Annotated in this window: 16 protein-coding genes; 11 read left to right on the top strand and 5 right to left on the bottom strand. The window is 61.6% G+C overall.

Translation table 11 applies throughout. The features are described 5' to 3' along the window. Window positions 1-49: 49 nt before the first annotated feature. The 4 genes from kdpC (at window position 50) to NL154_RS26785 (ending at window position 4,808) form a co-directional block, all read left to right on the top strand. The gene (gene kdpC, locus NL154_RS26800) at window positions 50-619 is read left to right on the top strand and encodes a potassium-transporting ATPase subunit KdpC (RefSeq protein ID WP_221145030.1); all 570 of its coding nucleotides are present in this window, start codon (window positions 50-52) and stop codon (window positions 617-619) included. Between the two features lie 294 nt (window positions 620-913). After that, complete coding sequence (locus tag NL154_RS26795; RefSeq protein ID WP_434734384.1) at window positions 914-3,622, top strand: DUF4118 domain-containing protein; 2,709 nt, start codon at window positions 914-916, stop codon at window positions 3,620-3,622. Continuing rightward, window positions 3,619-4,311 (top strand): response regulator transcription factor, encoded by a 693-nt coding sequence (locus NL154_RS26790; protein ID WP_210632287.1) that lies wholly within the window; start codon window positions 3,619-3,621, stop codon window positions 4,309-4,311. The genes NL154_RS26795 and NL154_RS26790 overlap by 4 nt, the downstream gene beginning before the upstream one ends. Window positions 4,312-4,352: 41 nt before the next feature. Further along, window positions 4,353-4,808: a PTS sugar transporter subunit IIA gene (locus NL154_RS26785; RefSeq protein WP_434734383.1), complete on the top strand. Its 456-nt coding sequence runs from the start codon at window positions 4,353-4,355 to the stop codon at window positions 4,806-4,808. Between the two features lie 48 nt (window positions 4,809-4,856). On the opposite strand, the gene NL154_RS26780 is transcribed toward NL154_RS26785, so the two are convergent. Next, on the bottom strand, window positions 4,857-5,873 hold the full coding sequence (locus NL154_RS26780; RefSeq protein ID WP_210632285.1) for a porin: 1,017 nt from the start codon (window positions 5,871-5,873) through the stop codon (window positions 4,857-4,859). 355 nt (window positions 5,874-6,228) lie between these two features. Between NL154_RS26780 and NL154_RS26775 the strand changes: the two genes are divergently transcribed. The 5 genes from NL154_RS26775 (at window position 6,229) to NL154_RS26755 (ending at window position 11,086) form a co-directional block, all read left to right on the top strand. After that, entirely contained in the window at window positions 6,229-7,254 is a 1,026-nt protein-coding gene (locus tag NL154_RS26775) for a sulfate ABC transporter substrate-binding protein (RefSeq protein ID WP_210632284.1), read from the top strand. A gap of 8 nt (window positions 7,255-7,262) precedes the next feature. Then, complete coding sequence (cysT, locus tag NL154_RS26770; RefSeq protein WP_210632283.1) at window positions 7,263-8,120, top strand: sulfate ABC transporter permease subunit CysT; 858 nt, start codon at window positions 7,263-7,265, stop codon at window positions 8,118-8,120. Further along, window positions 8,110-8,982 (top strand): sulfate ABC transporter permease subunit CysW, encoded by an 873-nt coding sequence (cysW, locus tag NL154_RS26765; protein ID WP_434734382.1) that lies wholly within the window; start codon window positions 8,110-8,112, stop codon window positions 8,980-8,982. The genes cysT and cysW overlap by 11 nt, the downstream gene beginning before the upstream one ends. Window positions 8,983-8,992: 10 nt before the next feature. Then, window positions 8,993-10,033, top strand: a complete 1,041-nt coding sequence (locus tag NL154_RS26760; RefSeq protein ID WP_221153355.1) for a sulfate/molybdate ABC transporter ATP-binding protein — start codon at window positions 8,993-8,995, stop codon at window positions 10,031-10,033. Between the two features lie 231 nt (window positions 10,034-10,264). Then, a complete protein-coding gene (locus NL154_RS26755) occupies window positions 10,265-11,086 on the top strand; it encodes a cell wall hydrolase (protein ID WP_221145024.1) in 822 nt (273 codons plus the stop codon). Window positions 11,087-11,116: 30 nt separating this feature from the next. Here the strand turns inward: NL154_RS26755 and pepT are convergent, their stop codons facing one another. Continuing rightward, the gene (gene pepT, locus NL154_RS26750) at window positions 11,117-12,349 is read right to left on the bottom strand and encodes a peptidase T (RefSeq protein WP_434734381.1); all 1,233 of its coding nucleotides are present in this window, start codon (window positions 12,347-12,349) and stop codon (window positions 11,117-11,119) included. Between the two features lie 227 nt (window positions 12,350-12,576). Between pepT and NL154_RS26745 the strand changes: the two genes are divergently transcribed. Both NL154_RS26745 and ligD (NL154_RS26740) read left to right on the top strand, forming a co-directional pair. After that, window positions 12,577-12,891, top strand: a complete 315-nt coding sequence (locus NL154_RS26745) for a DUF982 domain-containing protein (protein WP_210632278.1) — start codon at window positions 12,577-12,579, stop codon at window positions 12,889-12,891. Window positions 12,892-13,220: 329 nt separating this feature from the next. Then, complete coding sequence (gene ligD, locus NL154_RS26740) at window positions 13,221-15,866, top strand: DNA ligase D (protein ID WP_434734380.1); 2,646 nt, start codon at window positions 13,221-13,223, stop codon at window positions 15,864-15,866. A 23-nt stretch (window positions 15,867-15,889) separates the two neighbouring features. On the opposite strand, the gene ligD (NL154_RS26735) is transcribed toward ligD (NL154_RS26740), so the two are convergent. Genes ligD (NL154_RS26735) through NL154_RS26725 form a run of 3 tightly spaced genes read right to left on the bottom strand, consistent with a single transcriptional unit; the run spans window position 15,890 to window position 18,684 of the window. Then, window positions 15,890-16,951 (bottom strand): non-homologous end-joining DNA ligase, encoded by a 1,062-nt coding sequence (gene ligD / locus NL154_RS26735; RefSeq protein ID WP_210632276.1) that lies wholly within the window; start codon window positions 16,949-16,951, stop codon window positions 15,890-15,892. Between the two features lie 3 nt (window positions 16,952-16,954). Continuing rightward, the gene (locus NL154_RS26730) at window positions 16,955-17,773 is read right to left on the bottom strand and encodes a Ku protein (RefSeq protein ID WP_434734379.1); all 819 of its coding nucleotides are present in this window, start codon (window positions 17,771-17,773) and stop codon (window positions 16,955-16,957) included. An 11-nt stretch (window positions 17,774-17,784) separates the two neighbouring features. Then, on the bottom strand, window positions 17,785-18,684 hold the full coding sequence (locus NL154_RS26725) for a Ku protein (RefSeq protein WP_210632274.1): 900 nt from the start codon (window positions 18,682-18,684) through the stop codon (window positions 17,785-17,787). Between the last annotated feature and the right edge of the window lie 175 nt (window positions 18,685-18,859).

Here is an 18,859-nt window from a genome sequence, read left to right as displayed (position 1 = left end):
TTCCTCACCGGAATCGGTCTCCGCGTGAACTCGTCAAGGAGTACGAACAATGTTGAAAGAACTTCGCCCGGCCCTCGTTATGATCGTTGCCACCACGGCCATCACGGGCCTGCTTTATCCGATCGCCATGACGGGTGCGGCCCAGGCGCTCTTCCCAACCCAGGCGAATGGCAGCCTGATCGAGAAGAACGGTCATGTGATCGGCTCGAGGCTGATCGGCCAGGCCTTCACCAGCGACAAGTATTTCCACGGCCGCCCCTCGGCCGCCGGCGATGGCTACAACGCCGCCGCCTCCAGCGGCTCGAACCTCGGGCCGACCAGCGAGAAACTGATCGACCGCGTGAAGGGCGACTACGAAACAGCCAAGGCGGCAAACCCGAACGCCGAGGTGCCGGCCGACCTCGTCACCGCGTCTGGCAGCGGCCTTGATCCCGATATCTCGCCCGAGGCCGCCTATTTCCAAGTGCCGCGCGTCGCCCAGGCACGCAACATCGACGAGGCGAAGATCAAGGCGCTGGTCGACGGCGCCGTCCAGGACCGCGAACTCGGCATTTTGGGAGAACCTACCGTCAATGTTCTGGCGTTGAACCAGAGCCTTGATGCTTCTATGACTGAGTGAGTTTGGCAGGTTAGATGCTGTGGTTTGGCGACAAGGCCAACCCCACTCTCCGTCATCCTCGGGCTTGACCCGAGGATCCATGTCGCGGCCAACTGGTGGGCGCCGTGTGGATGCTCGGCTCAAGCCCGAGCATGACGGAGGGTGGGGCGAGCATAGGGACTATTCGCGGCATAGAGCCCGGCTCCGGAATGCCTTTCGCCAACTCAAGCGATGCCGGCCGTCGGCTGAACTGACTTAAAGAGAGATCCCGAGGAGAACCCGTCCTCCGTCGCAGGCATTGGAAAGACCACACGCATGCCAGACGACAACCGCGACCAGGTCGGCAGGCCCTCGCCCGATGCGCTTCTTGAAAAAGCCCGGGCGGAGATGCGCGGCCGTCTGAAGATCTTTCTGGGCGCCGCCCCCGGCGTCGGCAAGACCTATGAGATGCTGATCTCCGGCCGCGCCAAGCTCGCCGATGGCCTCGATGTCGTCATTGGCGTCGTCGAGACCCACGGCCGCAAGGAAACCGAGGCGCTGCTCGCCGGCTTCGAGATCATTCCCCGCGTCGAAATCGACTATAAGGGCCGGGCGCTCGAGGAGATGGACCTTGACGGCATCCTCGCCCGCAGGCCGGATCTCGTGCTGGTCGACGAACTCGCACATACCAACGCCGAGGGTAGCCGCCATCCGAAGCGTTACCTCGACGTCAAGGAATTGCTCGATCGCGGCATCGACGTCTATACGACGCTGAACATCCAGCATGTCGAGAGCCTGAACGACGTCGTCTCGCAGATCACCCGCATCCGCGTGCGCGAGACGGTGCCGGACTCGATCATCGATCTCGCCGACGATGTCGAGATCATCGATCTGACCCCGGACGATCTGATCAAGCGCCTGCATGACGGCAAGGTCTACATGCCGCGCACCGCCGAGCGGGCACTGACCAATTACTTCACACCGGGCAATCTGACGGCGTTGCGGGAGCTGGCGCTGCGCAAGACCGCCCAGCGCGTCGACGACCAGCTGCTGACCCATATGCAGGCCCACGCCATCTCCGGCCCCTGGGCGGCGGGCGAACGCGTCCTCGTCTCGGTCGATCATCACCCGCGCTCGGCCTCGCTGGTGCGCTACGCCGCCCGCATGGCCTCGCGCCTGCGCGCACCCTGGGCCGCCGTCTATGTAGAGACCAACCGTTCGGTCAACCTCAGCGAAGCCGAGCGCGATACGATCGCCTCGACGCTGCGACTTGCCGAACAGCTCGGCGGCGAGGCGATCACCATTCCCGGCCGCGAGGTGGCGGAGGAACTCGTCCGCCATGCCACTGCCAACAACGTCACCCACATCGTCATCGGCGCTCCCAAGGCGGCGACATGGCGCGACTGGTGGAGCCGTTCGATCACCGACGAACTGATCCGCAAGACCGGCGAGATCAGCGTCCATGTCATTTCAGGCAATGAGAAGGACGGCACCACCGCACGCGGCGTCCGAGCGGCGGCCACGCCCCCCCAATTCGATTTCAGAGCCTATCTGCTGGCCACCGTCTATGTCGCCATCGCGCTCGCGGTCAGCATCGTGCTCGACCAGGTGCTCGACGTGCGCAACCTCGCCCTCGTCTTCCTGATGGCGGTGCTGACCTCCGCCGTCCTGCATGGATTACGGCCGGCACTCTACAGCTGCATTCTCGGCGCGCTGTCCTTCAACTTCTTTTTCCTGCCGCCGCGCTACACGCTGACGATCAGCGATCCGGAAAGCGTGCTTGCGCTGTTCTTCTTCCTCGGCGTCGCCATCATCGCCAGCAACCTCACCGCAACCGTGCAGCGCCAGGCCGCCGCAGCCCGGCAGCGGGCACGCACGACCGAGGATCTCTATCTCTTCTCGAAGAAACTCGCCGGCACCGGCACGCTCGACGACGTGCTCTGGGCGACCGCCTTTCAGCTTGCCTCGATGCTGAAGGTCCGCGTCGTGCTGCTGTTGCCCGAAGAAGGCAGCATCGCCGTCAAGGCCGGTTATCCCCCTGACGACACGCTCGACGAGGCCGATATCGCCGCCGCCCGCTGGGCCTGGGAGCACAATCACGCCGCCGGCCGCGGCGCCGATACCCTGCCCGGCGCCAAACGCCTATACGTGCCGCTGAGAACCGGTCGCACCGCCGTCGGCGTCATCGGCCTCGACAGCGACCGCCGCGACGGGCCGTTGCTGACGCCGGAACAGCAGCGCCTGCTCGATGCGCTGGCTGATCAGGCAGCCCTTGCGATCGAACGCGTTCAGCTCGTCGCCGATGTCGACCGGGCAAGGCTCGCGGCCGAAGCCGACAGGCTGCGTTCGGCCCTGCTCACCTCGATTTCGCATGATCTGAAAACGCCGCTTGCGGCTATCCTCGGCGCTGCCGGCACGCTGCGCGACTATTTCGCCTCCATGCCGGAGGAGGACCGCAACGACCTGCTCTCGACCGTCGTCGACGAATCCGAGCGCCTCAACCGTTTCATCGCCAACCTGCTCGACATGACCAAGATCGAATCCGGTGCGATGGAGCCGAATTCTGCGCCGCACTATGCCGGCGACATCGTCGGCACGGCGCTGGCCCGCGCCGCGAAGATCCTCGAACACCACAAGACCGAGATGAACATTCCCGCCGACCTGCCGATGGTGCGGGTCGATCCGGTGCTGTTCGAGCAGGTGATCTTCAACCTGCTCGACAATGCCGCCAAATATGCGCCCGAGGGATCGGTCATCCAAATCGAAGGCTGGGCCGATGCCGACAACGTCATCCTGCAGGTCTCGGACGAAGGTCCGGGCATTCCACCCGCCGACCTTACCCGCGTCTTCGACACCTTCTATCGCGTGCGCAAGGGCGATCAGGTGCGCGCCGGCACCGGCCTCGGCCTTTCCATCTGCCGCGGTTTCGTCGAGGCGATGGGCGGCACGATCACCGCCGCCAACCGAAAGGGCCGCCCGGGCGCCGTCTTCACCATCCGCCTGCCGAAACCCAACGACATACCGAAACTGGATGAACTCAGATGACCGGTTCAGCCGTCAAGATCCTCGTCGTCGACGACGAGCCTCCAATCCGCAAGCTGCTTCGCGTCGGCCTGACCGCGCAGGGCTACGAGGTGCAGGAGGCGCCGAATGCGGCAATCGCCCGCCAATCGGTTGCCGACGGCAGGCCCGATCTCATCCTGCTCGATCTCGGTCTGCCCGACACGGCTGGCCATGACCTCTTGCAGGAGTGGCGCGACGAAGGCCTGTCCATACCCGTCGTCATCCTCTCCAGCCGCACCGACGAGGCCGGCATCGTCAAGGCGCTGGAAAGCGGCGCCGACGATTACGTCACCAAGCCCTTCGGCATCAACGAACTTGGCGCCCGCATCCGCGTGGCGCTGCGTCACCGGCTGCAGCAGCAGGGCGAAAAGGCGATCTTCCAGACCGGCGGGCTGTCGATCGACCTTGTCAAGCGCATCGTCAAGGTCGATGGCGAGGAACTCAAACTGTCGCCGAAAGAATACGACATCCTGCGCGTGCTCGCCCAGCATGCGGGCAAGGTGCTGACACACCAGTTTCTTTTGAAGCAGGTATGGGGGCCGGCAGCCGACGTGCAATATCTGCGCGTCTATATCAGGCAGCTCAGACAGAAGATCGAGCAGAGCCCCGACCAGCCGCACTATATCACCACCGAGACCGGAGTCGGCTATCGGCTCAGGGAACCGGACTGACCTGCTCTCTCACCCGCCGCCTGAACAGTATCGAGAATGACATGTATCTTCCCAATATCATCCGGCCGGAACATACCTTCATCGGCGTGTCGGCACCGACAAAATGGCGCGCGCTGCATATCATAGCGGACAAGGCAGCCAAGGCCTTTTCCGTTGACAGCCGGGCCATTTTGAAGGCGCTCGAAGCGCGTGAGAAGCTCGGCTCCACCGGGATCGGCAATGGCATTGCCATTCCGCATGCCGCGATCGACGGCATGAGCAGCCCGCGCGGTCTGCTCCTCCGCTTTTCCCGGTCGCTGGATTTCGAGGCAATCGACGATATCCCCGCCGACATCGCCGTGGTGCTGCTTTTCGGGGAGAACAACCGCGGCGAATATCTGAATGTTCTGTCGGCCATCGCCCGGCGGCTGCAATCGAATGGCGTGCTTGCCGCCATGCGCAAGGCAAGGACAGCGGACGAATTCTATTCCGATTTCATCGCTGATTCCCGGGCATAAAAAAGCGCGGCCCGAAGGCCGCGCCCGCTTGTCTGCAATCAGACCAACTTAGAAGTCGCGCTGGAAGCGCAGGAAGCCGAACACTTCGTCGTCGCCTTCGTCCTCATCGTGATACTGCACGCTGAGCTTCGAACGCAGGTCGTCGACGATTCGGTAGTCGATCGTGACGCCTGTGGTGTAGGCGCTGCCGCCGGTGAAACCGTTGCCGTCAGCCTCGAGGGCGATGTTTTCGAAATATTGGAAGCCCGGGGTGACCGACCACTTGTCGTTGATCTTCAAGGCGTATTCTGCTGCGATCGTCCACTCGGACTCTTCGTAGTAGTAGTTGGCGCCGCTTGCCCAGACGCCGGCGATGCCGAGCGTGCCCGGGCCGATATCGGCGTAGACGATACCACGAACCGCGACTTCGCTGGTGTCGGTGTCATAACCGGCAAGCAGGTAGCCGCTGATGGCGCCGGCCTTGTAGGAGACCTGACCTGCGACACCGAAGTTGTTCGGGCCTTCGCCCGGCTTGGTGGCATAGTCGTCTTCCAACTCGTCGACCGAGAGACCGGCGGCGAAAGCGCCATTCTCGTACTGATAACGGATCGAGTTGTGGGTCGTCTCGTTGCTGGCGAGCGTATCGGTCTCGCCGCTCATGTCGTCGTCCCACCAGCTATAGAGCTTGCCGACGCGGAAACCGGCGATATCGATGTAGCCCTCGTCCAGCAGCGCTTCCTGATCGGAGGCGTTGTCGGCATTGTAACGCAGCGTCAGGACGCCGGTGAGCGTGCCGTACTCGGTGTCGTTCTTGGCCTGGAAGGTGACCTGACCGCGAGTCCAGAAGTTGACGTCGGAATCGCCGGCAATGTTGTCACCGAAGCGCACTTCGGTACGGATATAGCCGCCGATCGAAAGGCATGTTTCCGTTCCCGGAATATAAAAATAGCCGGTACCGTAGGCGTCGCAAACGCGAACATATTCCACGGGCTCGGGTTCCGCTGCCACGATGGCGTCGGCTGCGCGTGCTCCGGAGGCCGCGGCAAGGGCGGCAACGGAAGCAAAAAGGATCGTTCTGATATTCATTTCGAATGGCCCTAACAGGTTGGAATGTGAGGCGCATTTCAAGGGATGCCCCCACGTAGCGGCCGGCAAATACGACCGCACCGCCGCCATATAGGAATCCGCAAACGCCACCGCGGCAAAATGCGGGCAGAAATCAGCATCGCTCAGGTCCGATGTGGAGGAACTGTGGCCAAAAAAACACGGTTTTGCGGCATGGCGGCGGCCACGCGATTGGCCGCGGCCAACTCCGGGACGTCCATTTCAAAATAGCTCCTCAAATGGAATGACATTCTATCCGACCTGCCGGAACCGGAAGATGTTTCGTTTCATTATACGACTGACTTGATAGAGTTAAGCCAGAAACAGGAGGGTTCCCATGCAGACACAACGACTCACCCGGCTCCTCGCGGCCGCGGTCATGGCGGGCAGCTTCGCGATCGGCAGCATTGCGCCGGCCTTCGCGGATCAGACGCTTCTTAACGTTTCCTACGATCCGACCCGCGAATTGTACAAGGATTTCAACGCCGCCTTCGCCGCCAAGTGGCAGAAGGATACGGGTGAAAGCGTGACGATCCAGGCCTCGCATGGCGGCTCCGGCGCTCAAGCCCGCTCGGTCATCGACGGTCTCGAGGCCGATGTTGTCACGCTGGCCCTTGAAGGCGATATCGACGCCATCGCCAAGAAGACCGGCAAGATCCCGGCCGACTGGAAGAGCAAGTTCCCCAACAATTCGACGCCTTACACCTCGACGATCGTCTTCCTGGTCCGCAAGGGCAACCCGAAGGGCATCAAGGACTGGGGCGATCTGATCAAGGATGACGTGCAGGTCATCACGCCGAACCCCAAGACTTCGGGGGGCGCACGTTGGAACTTCCTGGCCGCCTGGGCATGGGCCAAGCAGGCAAATGGCGGTGACGACGCCAAGGCGCAGGAATACGTGACGAAACTGCTGCAGCACGTTCCTGTTCTCGACACCGGCGCCCGCGGCGCCACGACCACCTTCGTCCAGCGCGGCCTCGGCGACGTGCTGCTCGCCTGGGAAAACGAAGCCTATCTTTCGCTCGAAGAGCTTGGTCCTGACCAGTTCGAAATCGTGACGCCGAGCTTCTCCATCCGCGCAGACCCGCCGGTCGCCGTGGTCGACGGCAATGTTGACAAGAAGGGCACGCGCAAGGTCGCCGAAGCCTATCTCAACTACCTCTATTCGGATGAAGGTCAGAAGATCGCCGCCAAGCACTTCTACCGTCCGACGAAGCCGGAAGCTGCCGATCCGGCCGACATCGCCCGCTTCCCGAAGCTGACACTCGCCACCATCGATGACTTCGGCGGCTGGAAGACGGCACAGCCGAAATTCTTCGGCGACGGCGGCGTATTTGACCAAATCTACAAGCCGGCCCAATAATAGACTTCATGACAGCACACAGCCCCACGCGGTGGCGGTTCAAACGGCCGAGCGTCATTCCGGGTTTCGGAATGGCGCTCGGCCTTACCTTGACCTGGCTCACCCTTCTGATCCTCATCCCGCTCTCCGGCCTTGCCGTCCGGTCGAGCGCGCTTGGCTGGGAGAAATTCTGGTCGATCGCGCTCGATCCGCGCATCCTGAACGCGCTGCGCATCAGCTTCGGCAGCGCGTTCATCGCCGCAATCGTCAACGCCGTCTTCGGCATCATCCTTGCCTGGGTCCTGGTGCGCTACCGATTCCCCGGCAAGCGCGTCATCGACGCCATGGTTGATCTGCCCTTCGCACTGCCGACTGCCGTTGCCGGTATCGCGTTGGCGGCGCTCTACGCGCCGAACGGCTGGGTCGGCCAGTTCCTGGCGCCGCTCGGCATCAAGATTGCCTTCACCCCGGCCGGCATCGTCGTGGCCCTGATCTTCGTCGGTCTGCCCTTCGTGGTGCGCACCGTGCAGCCTGTGATGGAGGAAATCGACAAGGAGGTCGAAGAGGCTGCGGCAACGCTTGGCGCCAACCGCCTGCAGACGATTTTCCGCGTGCTGCTGCCCGGGCTGGCGCCGGCCGTGCTGACCGGATTCGCGCTCGCCTTTGCCCGCGGCGTCGGCGAATACGGCTCGGTCATCTTCATCGCCGGCAACCTGCCGTTCAAATCGGAAATCGCACCGCTGCTGATCATCATTAAACTCGAAGAATACAATTACGCGGCGGCCACCGGCATCGCAGCTATCATGCTGGTGATCTCGTTCGCCTTGTTGCTCGTCATCAACCTCATCCAGAGCTGGAGCAGGCGGAGGTACGGTTATGGCGCTTGATGCAACCCTTCAACCCGTGAAACTGCGTCCGGTGACCACCGAACACAGAATGGCGCGCTACACGCTGATCGCCGTTTCGCTGCTCTTCCTGCTGCTGATGCTGCTGCTGCCTCTCGCAGCCGTCTTCGTCGAGGCTTTCCGCAAAGGTGGCGGCCCGTTTCTTGAAGCCCTCGGCGATGCCGAAACCTTCTCGGCGATCCGCCTGACGCTGACCGTCGCCGGCATCAGCGTACCGCTGAACCTCGCCTTCGGGGTCGCCGCCGCCTGGGCCATCGCCAAGTTCGAATTCAAGGGCAAGGCGGTCCTGACCACGCTGATCGACCTGCCCTTTTCGGTCTCGCCTGTTATTTCGGGCCTGGTCTTCGTGCTTCTGTTCGGCGCCAACACCTGGCTTGGCCACTGGCTCAGCGCCAATGACATCAAGATCCTGTTCGCCGTGCCTGGACTGGTGCTTGCCACCATGTTCGTCACCTTCCCCTTTGTCGCCCGCGAACTGATCCCGCTGATGCAGGAACAGGGCACGGCCGACGAAGAGGCGGCCCTCTCGCTCGGCGCCAGCGGTTGGCAGACCTTCTGGCACGTGACGCTGCCGAACATCAAATGGGGTCTGCTTTATGGCGTGCTGCTCTGCAACGCCCGCGCCATGGGTGAATTCGGCGCCGTGTCGGTCGTCTCCGGCCATATCCGCGGCCAGACGAACACCATGCCGCTACAGGTGGAGATTCTCTACAACGAGTATAATTTCACCGGCGCTTTTGCCGTCGCCACGCTTTTGGCCTTGCTCGCGCTCGTGACTCTTGTTTTGAAGACGCTGCTGGAAATGCGCTATAGCGCTGAAATCTCCGCCAGCCGGCGGCACTGAAGGATCTGGAATGGAAGTACGCGTTCAAAACATCCGCAAGGAATTCGATCGTTTTCCGGCGCTCCACGATGTCTCGCTCGACATCCGCTCCGGCGAGCTGATCGCACTGCTCGGCCCTTCGGGCTCCGGCAAGACGACATTGCTGCGTCTGATCGCCGGTCTGGAAAGCCCGACCGAGGGACAGATCTTCTTCGGTGAAGAGGATGCCTCGAAGAAATCGGTGCAGCAGCGCAATATCGGCTTCGTGTTCCAGCATTATGCCCTTTTCCGCTACATGACGGTGCTCGACAATGTCTCCTTTGGCCTGAGGGTCAGAAAAGGTTCGCGGCGGCCGGCGAAGGCCGATATCCGCCGGCGGGCGCTGGAACTGCTCGAACTCGTCCAGCTTTCCGGTCTAGAAAAGCGCTATCCCGCCCAGCTTTCCGGCGGCCAGCGTCAGCGCGTGGCGCTCGCCCGCGCCATGGCCGTCGAGCCGAACGTGCTGCTGCTCGACGAACCCTTCGGAGCGCTCGACGCCCAGGTGCGCAAGGACCTGCGCAAATGGCTGCGCCAGATCCACGACCGTACCGGCCACACCACCGTCTTCGTCACCCACGACCAGGACGAGGCGCTGGAGCTTGCCGACCGCGTCGTTGTCATGAGCCAGGGCGCGATCGAGCAGGTCGGAACGCCCGACGAAGTCTACGATTATCCGAATTCGCCGTTCGTCTTCGGCTTCATCGGCCAATCCAACTGCCTGCAGGTCGAGATATCGGACGGCGACATCCGCTTCGAAGGCCGCTCGCTCGGCCTCAATGCCGAAGGCGAGCCGGATGGACCGGCGCAGCTCTACTTCCGCCCGCATGATGTCAGGCTGTGCGAAACAGCCGAAAACTGCATCGCCGGCCAGCCCGTCTCCAGCCGCCGTGTCGCCGGCACGCGCCATATCGAACTCGATATCGGCAATGACCGGCCAAATATCGAAATTGAGCTGCCGCCGAGCGAGGCCGACAGGCTCGACCGCAACCGCGTCGCGTTCAAGCCGACTCGCTGGAAGCTGTTTCGCAGCTGATCTCGATTGCGCGCGTCTTTCCTGGCGCGCGCACGGCGCTTGCTTAATAATTCGTTAACCCTCCGGATTTATGCACCAGTCGGTCGCAGGGATCAGCCGGAATCGCCCATGGCGAGAGTCCACCCGGCCTTTTGTGATCTCAGGTTGTTTGTAATTCAGTCATATGACGAGTAGAAGATTGTGCGCGTTAATCATAAAGGGCTGGACTAATCCCATAGGAGGCACCTGGCGTTGAGGGCGGAGATTTGCTTTGGAAAATCCCTGATCGGGATTTTACTCGCAGGACTGGCGGCTGCAGGCTGCACCACAACACCGAAGCCGGCGACGACGCCGGCAAAGACCAAACAGGCTCAAGCGGCGAAAGTCACTTTCAATTATACCGCCAAGGATCGCGACTGCCTGAAGCGTGCGATGTATTTCGAATCGCAGCATTCCGACGAGGATGGCTATCTGGCCGTCGGCACCGTCGTCATGAACAGGCTGACGTCAGGCGCCTACCCCCCATCGATCTGCGGTGTCGTCGCCCAGGCGAGGCAGTTTGCGCCCGGGGTCATGACTCGCGAGGTCAAGCCGCAGGCCGAACCGGAACTTGCCACCGCGGCCGATGCGATCCTGCTGAAGGGTGCGCGCCATCCCCAGGTGAAGGACGCGATGTTCTTTCACACCGACGGGCTGAAATTCCCCTACGACAACATGCACTATGTGACGGTCGCCGGCGGCAACGCCTTCTACGAGAAGCGCGATTCCAACGGCATGCTCGAAACGCCGCCGCCGCTGCCGTCTTATGAGGTAGCGATGAATTATGTGCCTGGCGAAAGCATACTGCCGCCGCAATTCGAGGCGCTGATACCTTCCGCCGTTCCCGTTCCTCTGCCGGCGCCCGATCCGATGGCGACGGCGAGCACGGCGCCGATGCAGATAATAACGGCTCCGGTGACCCAACCGGAAACCTCAACCGCGCCCGAGCCGGCAATGCGGATCGCGATCCCCACGCCCCGTCCCGCCTATGACAGCGTGATGCTGCGCGGCGAGATCCCGGTAAATGGCGGCTAAAACTAGATTTCGCACAGCAGGAAGAGCGCCTTAAGCGCGCTCTTCCCAGATCTTCGCAAGCTCCACGATCGTTGCGACCGCCTTTTCCATATCCTGACGGCTCACCCATTCGAGTGGTGAGTGGAAGGCATGGCCGCCGGCAAAAATGTTCGGGCACGGCAGCCCCATGAAGGAGAGGCGCGAGCCGTCCGTGCCGCCGCGAATGCTGCCGCGCACCGGCGCCATGCCGGCACGGCGCACGGCCTCAAGCGCGTTAGCGACAATCTCCGGATGGCGGTCGAGCACCGTCTTCATGTTGCGATATTGTTCCGTCACGTGGAAATGGTAGGTCGAGCCCGGATAGGCTGAGATCACCTGCTTGACGATGGTTTCGAGCATCGCCTCCTTTTGCAGGAGCCCTTCGTCAGTGAAGTCGCGAATGATAAAGCTCAGCGAAGCCTTCTCCATCGAGCCGGTCACACCGACCGGATGGATGAAGCCCTGCTTGCCTTCCGTCGTCTCCGGCGCCAGGTCCTTCGGCAGCCGGTCGATGATGGCGCCGGCGATCTTGATGGCGTTCTCCATACGGTCCTTGGCAAAACCGGGATGGATCGCCACGCCTGTTATGCTGATGTCGACGCCGTCGGCCGAAAAGGTTTCGTCCTCGACGTGGCCCACCGTCTCGCCATCCATCGTATAAGCGAAGTCGGCTCCGAGCTTTTCCAGGTCGACCTTGTTGACGCCGCGACCGACTTCCTCGTCGGGCGTGAACAGGATCTTGATCGTTCCGTGCCGCATATCGGGATTGTCGACCAGAATCTGGGCCGCGGTCATGATTTCTGCCAGTCCCGCCTTGTCATCGGCACCGAGCAATGTCCTGCCATCGGTCGTGACGATGTCGTTGCCGATCTGGTTGTTCAGCTCCGGATGCTCGGCGACACGAATCACCCGGCTCGAATCGCCAGCAAGCTGGATATCCCCGCCGGCATAATTCCTGACGATCTGCGGCTTGACATCCGTGCCGCTGAAATCGGGCGCCGTATCCATATGCGAGCAGAAACAGATGACCGGCACAGCCTTGTCGCTATTGGCCGGAATGGTGGCATAGACATAGCCGTGTTCATCGAGATGCGCGTCGGAAAGCCCGATCTCGAGCAGTTCGTCGACCAGAACCCGCCCGAGATCCTTCTGCTTCTCGGTGGTCGGCTGAGTCGTTGAGGACGGATCGGATTGGGTGTCGATTACGACATAACGGAGGAAACGGTCGAGAACGGTGTCGGTCATATCAATCCAGTCCAGTGAGATCATCCAAGGATATAGCCCGACCGGGTAATGCGGCAAAAGATTTTTCAACTCGGCGAATGGTGCTGTTACGACGGCAGCTTCATCAATGGAGCACGGTTGGTCCGGCTCGCCGTGTGAAGCGACCATTGATCGCTGCGGTCTTGAACACCCGACAGCTACTTCCAATATTTTTGCCGGAGCAAGCTGGCATCGAAAGGAGGAAGAAAATGCCGTTGAACGATGTGCTCTGGACGCGTCCAGTGACGGTCCGGCTGCAGTGCGGTCTGGAACGAACATTTACCGGCGTCTATGATGCCTTGGATTTCCTGGAAAACGAATGGCCACTGGCCCATGGTGAACGCTATCAGCGTGCGGTCAAGACCTGTCGCGGTGCCCTCAACCGAGTTATTGCGCCATTGATTGCACGGGAGGCCTTCATGGCCGCGTGCTTCGAAGCCGGCATGCCGGCAGTTGCCGCTCCCTGGCAGGTGCAAGCCACCAGCCGCCCGGCCCGACCTACGCGTGTCGCTGCCCTCCGCTAAAGGCGGCGTAACCGGGAGGTCACATCGGACCTCGCGATGCCTGCCGCGCGGCCCCATGCGAGCCGCGCTGGCACAGAAGCCAGGTTTAGCGAACGGATTTGAAATTCTTCCGCAAACAGCTGGGGCTGTTATAGTGGTCATGGGATAACCTCCTTCGCTTGGCGTTCTGCGACGCGAGCGGAGGGGTAGGTGGTCGAGGTGAAGAATGCCGCCGGCATCGATTGAATTTTTGGCCGTGCCCCTTCCCTTTCAGGAATCTGGCCGGTCGCGCGGCGTTGGAACAACGATGTGCGCAATTTCGTTTGTGGACCGAATGTCCGGGAACAGCCATGGCCAGCGACAGCCTATCGAACTACCGATCCAAACGCGATTTCCAGAAGACCGCGGAGCCCAGCGGCGAGCAACGCGTGAAAAAGAGCAATCGCCGCCGGTTTGTCATTCAGAAGCACGATGCGACACGGCTGCACTACGACCTGCGGCTCGAGCTCGACGGCGTGTTCAAGAGCTGGGCTGTCACCAAAGGTCCATCGCTCGATCCGCACGACAAGCGCCTTGCGGTCGAGGTCGAAGATCATCCGCTCGATTATGGCGACTTCGAAGGCACGATTCCGAAAGGCCAGTATGGCGGCGGTACCGTCATGCTGTGGGATCGCGGCTATTGGGAGCCGGAGGGGAGGAAGACTCCCGAGCAGGCGCTTTCCAAGGGCGATTTCAAGTTCACACTCGAAGGCGAGCGCCTGCACGGGAGCTTCGTGCTGGTGCGCATGCGCAACGATCGCGAGCGCAGCACGCGTACCAACTGGCTGTTGATCAAGCATCATGACGAGTTCTCCGTCGAGGAGAACGGTGCTTTCGTCCTGGAAGAGAACGTCACCTCGGTGGCCTCGGGCCGCAGCATGGAAATGATCGCAGCCGGCAAGGGGCGCAAACCGACACCCTTCATGGTGGAAGGCGCCAAGGTCGAGGCTGACGCCGTCTGGGACAGTAATCACGGACTGGCCGCCGAGGGGCGGCAGGAGGCGAGAGGCGGAAAGCGCGCCGGCACCGCAACGGCGGTTGATCTTCCGAATTTCATCGCGCCGCAGCTTTGCGAGAAGCTGGAGCGGCCACCCGGCGGGAACGGCTGGATCCACGAGATCAAGTTCGATGGATACCGCATTCAGATGCGCGTGCTCGACGGCGAAGCGACGCTGAAAACCAGGAAAGGTCTCGACTGGACGGCCAAGTACCCCGAAATCGCTGGAGCGGCGTCAGCGCTTCCAGACTGCATAATCGATGGCGAAATCTGCGCTCTCGATGAGCACGGTGTACCTGACTTCGCCGCGCTGCAGGCGGCGCTGTCGGAAGGCAAGACCGGCAGCCTCGTCTACTTCGCCTTCGACCTGCTCTATGACGGCGGCGAGGATCTCCGCTCCAAGCCCCTCATGGAGCGCAAGACGCGGTTACAGGAGCTGCTCACGCAGGCTGGCAACGATCCTCGCATCCGCTACGTCGAGCATTTTACAGGCGGCGGCGACGCCGTGCTCAGGTCGGCGTGCAAGCTATCGCTGGAAGGTATTGTGTCGAAAAAGGCTGATGCCCCCTATCAGTCCGGTCGAACGGAGAGCTGGGCGAAGTCGAAATGCCGGGCGGGGCACGAGGTAGTCATCGGCGCCTATGCCAAGACCAACGGCAAGTTTCGTTCCCTTCTCGTCGGCGTTTTCAGCGACGATCATTTTGTCTATGTCGGCCGTGTCGGGACCGGCTACGGCGCCAAGAAAGTCGAAACGCTGCTTGCGAAACTGAAGGCGCTGGAGACGGCGAAGTCGCCGTTCACAGGTGTCGGCGCTCCGAAGAAGCAGGCTGAAGTCGTATGGGTGAAGCCCGAGCTTGTCGCCGAGATTGAATTCGAGGGCTGGACCGCCGACGGTCTCGTCCGGCAGGCCGCCTTCAAGGGCTTGCGTGAAGACAAGCCGGCCAGGGAAGTCGAGGCGGAGCGACCGTTAAGATCCTCCAAGGCCGAGATTGCGGAGACGGCTCCGCGGGCCGCACCAAAATCGACGCGCCGCGGGGGTCAGAAGGCCAATGTCATGGGTGTGCTGATTTCAAGCCCGGACAAACCATTGTGGCCGGATGCCAATGATGGTGAGCCGGTGACAAAGGAGGAATTGGCCCGCTATTACGAGGCGGTCGGCGACTGGATGATCGGCCACCTCAAGGGCAGGCCCTGCTCCATCATCCGCGCCCCGGACGGGATTGGCGGCGAGCAGTTCTTCCAGCGTCATGCGATGCCGGGGCAATCCAACCTGCTCGAATTGGTGAAGGTATTCGGCGACAAGAAGCCTTACCTGCAGATCGATCGCATCGAAGGGCTTGCGGCGGTCGCCCAGATCGCGGCGCTCGAGCTCCATCCGTGGAACTGCGAACCCGGCCAACCGGAAGTGCCTGGTCGCCTGGTATTCGATCTCGATCCCGGGCCCGACGTTCCCTTTTCCACGGTTGTTGCCGCTGCCCGCGAAATGCGCGATCGGCTGGAAGACCTCGGATTGATCAGCTTCTGCAAGACGACCGGCGGCAAGGGCTTGCATGTCGTGACCCCGCTTGCAGTCAACAAACGAAAACCGTTGTCATGGCCGGAGGCAAAGGGCTTCGCGCACGACGTCTGCCAGCAGATGGCCCGGAACAACCCCGATCTCTACCTGATCAAGATGACCAAGAGCCTGCGGGGCGGTCGCATTTTCCTCGATTACCTGCGCAATGATCGCATGGCGACGGCCGTGGCACCGCTCTCCCCTCGGGCCCGCCCAGGGGCGACGGTGTCAATGCCTCTGACGTGGGCACAGGTGAAATCACACCTCGACCCCAAAAGGTTCACGATCCGAACCGTGCCTGCTTTGCTGTCGAAGTCGTCCGCCTGGAAGGATTATTGCGAGGGGCAGCGTCCCTTGGAGCAAGCGATCAAGAGGCTCGGCCGCACCGGCAAGCATGCCGCCTGACACCGGCTGATGGCCCGCGGCACTCATCTGATTGAAGTGGCATCAGTCAAATCGAAGACGGCGGCGTTATCCTGGATCTCGCGAAGGCCCTTGTATGAGGGGTGCCGTAGGCTGCCCTCACGCGTCCAGCCGCGAAACTCGATCTCGGCAATTAAGGTCGGTTGGGAAAAGACGAGGCGCTTTCCTTTCAGCGGCACGACGGGTTTTTTCGTCTGGAGTCGGTTCAACGTCTTGCGCAAATATTCCGCCTCGGTTCGGTTGAACCCCGTGCCGACGGATCCGACGTAAATCCAGTCGTTGCCCTTTCGGCCTGCAAGCAAAAGACTGCCGAGCCCGCCGCGCGTGCTGGCGGATTCCTCGTAACCGACGATCATGAAACTGTCGCTCTGAACGCACTTGATCTTCTGCCAGTCACCCAGCCGGCCACTCCGGTAAGGGCTGTCACTGCGCTTGGCAATGATGCCTTCGAGGCCCAGATGACATGCGTGTTCGAGCAGTTCCTCGCCACCCAGATCCAGTTCGTGCGAGAACCGAATGGCGCCGTCGTCGGTCTCAGGGACCAGATCCTCCAGAAGATGACGGCGCACCGACAGTTCCGTCCGCGTCAGGTCGTGACCGTCGAGATACAACAGATCGAAGGCGTAGAAGATGGATTCGGTCGAGATCCGCTTGCCGCCCCTGCCGCCGAGCGAGCGCTGCAAGGCTCCGAAGTCCGAGCGACCTTCTTCATCGAGGACGACGGCTTCTCCGTCGAGAATGCAGCTCGACACACCGAGCTCTTTTGCTGCTGCGGCGATGCTTGGAAAACGGTGGGTCCAGTCATGGCCGCCGCGGGTGAGAATACGAATAGCCTTTGGCTGGATGTGGACCGCCAATCGGTAGCCGTCCCACTTCACCTCGTAAAGCCAATCCGGCCCTTGCGGCACCGTCTGCTTCAGCAAGGCCAGGCACGGCTCCACTCTCAACGGCATTGCATCGAACGGCAGGTTTGGCTGGTCGGGATCACGCCGACGGACAGGTCGCGAGTGTATCGCGGAATTGGAATCGCGAAGCAGGGGGGCGGAGGGGCGCCGTGGTCTGGTCATCACTCAATGCCTGCCGGATCGGTTCTCGGCATCGACGGATTTGCGCAGCGCCTCCATGATGTTGATGACGTTGCTGGGAGCCGGTTCTGGCTTCTCCCTGCCCTTGGACTTGGCCTTGACAGGCTTTTTCATCTGTTTCTTCTTGGCTTCGATAAGCTCGAGCAATCTGTCCTGCACCGGGTCGGAGGCCATCTTCGGGTTCCAGTGCTGCGTCTGCTTCTTGATGAGCTGCTGGACCAGCGGCATCATCTGGCTGTCCGCCGGCTGATCGTCCACCCTATCGAAATAGTTTTCAGCGTCGCGCACCTCGTCGCCGTAACGGAGGGTCCAAAGGACGATGCCCTTGCCGCGAGGCTCCAGCATCACGGCCCGCTCGCGGCGCGCAATCACCAGCCGCGAGATGCCGACCATGTCCTCGGCGGCCATCGCGTCGCGGATCACCGAGAATGCCTCCTGGCCGACCGGATCGTCGGGTGAAAGAAAGTAGGGCGTGTCGAGCCAGATCCATTCGACGGTGTTGCGCGGCGTAAAGACTTCAATATCGATCGTCTTGGTGCTTTCAAGCGCAACGTTCTCCAACTCATCGTCCTCAAGCAAGACATATTCGTTCTCACCGCGCTGATAGGCTTTTACTTCGTCTTCATCTTTCACGTCCTTGCCGGTGACGGCGTCGACATAGTGGCTGACGACGCGGTTCTGGGTGGCGCGATTGAGCGTGTGAAAACGCACCTTCTCATTTTCAGAAGTGGCCGGCATCATCTGCACCGGGCAGGTGACGAGCGACAGTTTGAGATAACCTTTCCAGTAAGGCCGGATCGCCATGGATCCTCCGATCACCCGGCGCGGCGCTGGTGAGCGCCGGCCGGGCTGCGTGGTTTCGTCGTCGACGCGCGCGCGGCCTTCTGCCTGCTCTTTCCGGCATTGGCATTTGCAGCGGTGCGCTTCGCCTTGGCCGGCGTCGCCATGCCGGCGCTTTCGCGTAGCGCCTGTAGCAGGTCGCTCGGTTTGGGAGCCGGCGGCGCCTTTTTCTTCGGAAGGGTGCGGCCTTCGATCTTGGCCTTCACCAGCTCGCCGACGGCCGCTTCATATCGGTCGTCGAACTGCTTCGGGTCGAACTCGCCCTTCTTGGTGTTGATGATGTGCTTGGCAAGCTCCAGCATCTCGCCTTCGATCTTGAGATCCGGCATCTCCTCGAATGCCTTCTCCGAGGAGCGAACCTCATAATCGAAGTTCAAGGTTGAGCCGACCAGCCCTTTGCCATGGGGGCGGATGAGGAGAGTTCGCAGGCGGCGGAACAGCACCGTTCGGGCAATGGCCGCGACCTTGGCTTTTTCCATACCATCCCTCAGGAGTTTGAAAGCGTCGCTGCCCATCTTGTCGGGAGCCAGATAGTAAGGCTTGTCGAAATAGACGTCGTCGACCTCGTCAAAAGGAATGAACGCCTCCACCTTCAGCGTCTTGTCGCTTTCAGGAATGGCGGCCGAGACTTCCTCGGGCTCGAGCACGACGTAGCGGCCGTCCTCAATCTCAAAACCCTTGACCTGGTCCTCGCGCTCGACCGGGTCGCCGGTCTCGCCGTCCACGAATTCTCGGCGCACCCGGTTGCCGGTCTTCCTGTTCAGTGTGTGAAACGCGATCCGCTCGGATGTGGAGGCGGCGGTGTAAAGGGCCACGGGGAAGGCCACCTCCCCGAACTTGATGAAGCCTTTCCAATTCGCTCTCGGGGCAACCATTTCGCACGCGCTCCTGCCGCAACCAGTGCGAGTCAACCGAATCACTTTACGATTGGTTCCGAATCAAAACGAATCAAATTTCAATAGCTTAGCAAGAATCATCCACGCGTTTTCCGAGTCTCGCTCATCCCGTTGAATCTGATCGATCTTTTTCTCTCGGGGTGCTTTTTACAAT

The organism is Rhizobium sp. YTUHZ044, from assembly GCF_051123975.1.
In the GTDB taxonomy this organism is placed as follows: Bacteria; Pseudomonadota; Alphaproteobacteria; order Rhizobiales; family Rhizobiaceae; genus Rhizobium.
The sequence above is the reverse complement of the archived record's forward strand: the minus strand, read 5'-3'. Positions and strand labels throughout refer to the sequence as shown.

What these genes read in the sequence shown, in the direction of transcription:
- NL154_RS26780 (WP_210632285.1), bottom strand. Translation starts at nt 5,873, where the DNA reads ATGAATATCAGAACGATCCTTTTTGCTTCCGTTGCCGCCCTTGCCGCG.
- ligD (WP_210632276.1), bottom strand. Translation starts at nt 16,951, where the DNA reads ATGACCAGACCACGGCGCCCCTCCGCCCCCCTGCTTCGCGATTCCAAT.
- pepT (WP_434734381.1), bottom strand. Translation starts at nt 12,349, where the DNA reads ATGACCGACACCGTTCTCGACCGTTTCCTCCGTTATGTCGTAATCGAC.
- cysT (WP_210632283.1), top strand. Translation starts at nt 7,263, where the DNA reads ATGACAGCACACAGCCCCACGCGGTGGCGGTTCAAACGGCCGAGCGTC.
- NL154_RS26775 (WP_210632284.1), top strand. Translation starts at nt 6,229, where the DNA reads ATGCAGACACAACGACTCACCCGGCTCCTCGCGGCCGCGGTCATGGCG.
- NL154_RS26790 (WP_210632287.1), top strand. Translation starts at nt 3,619, where the DNA reads ATGACCGGTTCAGCCGTCAAGATCCTCGTCGTCGACGACGAGCCTCCA.
- cysW (WP_434734382.1), top strand. Translation starts at nt 8,110, where the DNA reads ATGGCGCTTGATGCAACCCTTCAACCCGTGAAACTGCGTCCGGTGACC.
- kdpC (WP_221145030.1), top strand. Translation starts at nt 50, where the DNA reads ATGTTGAAAGAACTTCGCCCGGCCCTCGTTATGATCGTTGCCACCACG.
- NL154_RS26795 (WP_434734384.1), top strand. Translation starts at nt 914, where the DNA reads ATGCCAGACGACAACCGCGACCAGGTCGGCAGGCCCTCGCCCGATGCG.
- ligD (WP_434734380.1), top strand. Translation starts at nt 13,221, where the DNA reads ATGGCCAGCGACAGCCTATCGAACTACCGATCCAAACGCGATTTCCAG.
- NL154_RS26760 (WP_221153355.1), top strand. Translation starts at nt 8,993, where the DNA reads ATGGAAGTACGCGTTCAAAACATCCGCAAGGAATTCGATCGTTTTCCG.
- NL154_RS26730 (WP_434734379.1), bottom strand. Translation starts at nt 17,773, where the DNA reads ATGGCGATCCGGCCTTACTGGAAAGGTTATCTCAAACTGTCGCTCGTC.
- NL154_RS26725 (WP_210632274.1), bottom strand. Translation starts at nt 18,684, where the DNA reads ATGGTTGCCCCGAGAGCGAATTGGAAAGGCTTCATCAAGTTCGGGGAG.
- NL154_RS26785 (WP_434734383.1), top strand. Translation starts at nt 4,353, where the DNA reads ATGTATCTTCCCAATATCATCCGGCCGGAACATACCTTCATCGGCGTG.
- NL154_RS26745 (WP_210632278.1), top strand. Translation starts at nt 12,577, where the DNA reads ATGCCGTTGAACGATGTGCTCTGGACGCGTCCAGTGACGGTCCGGCTG.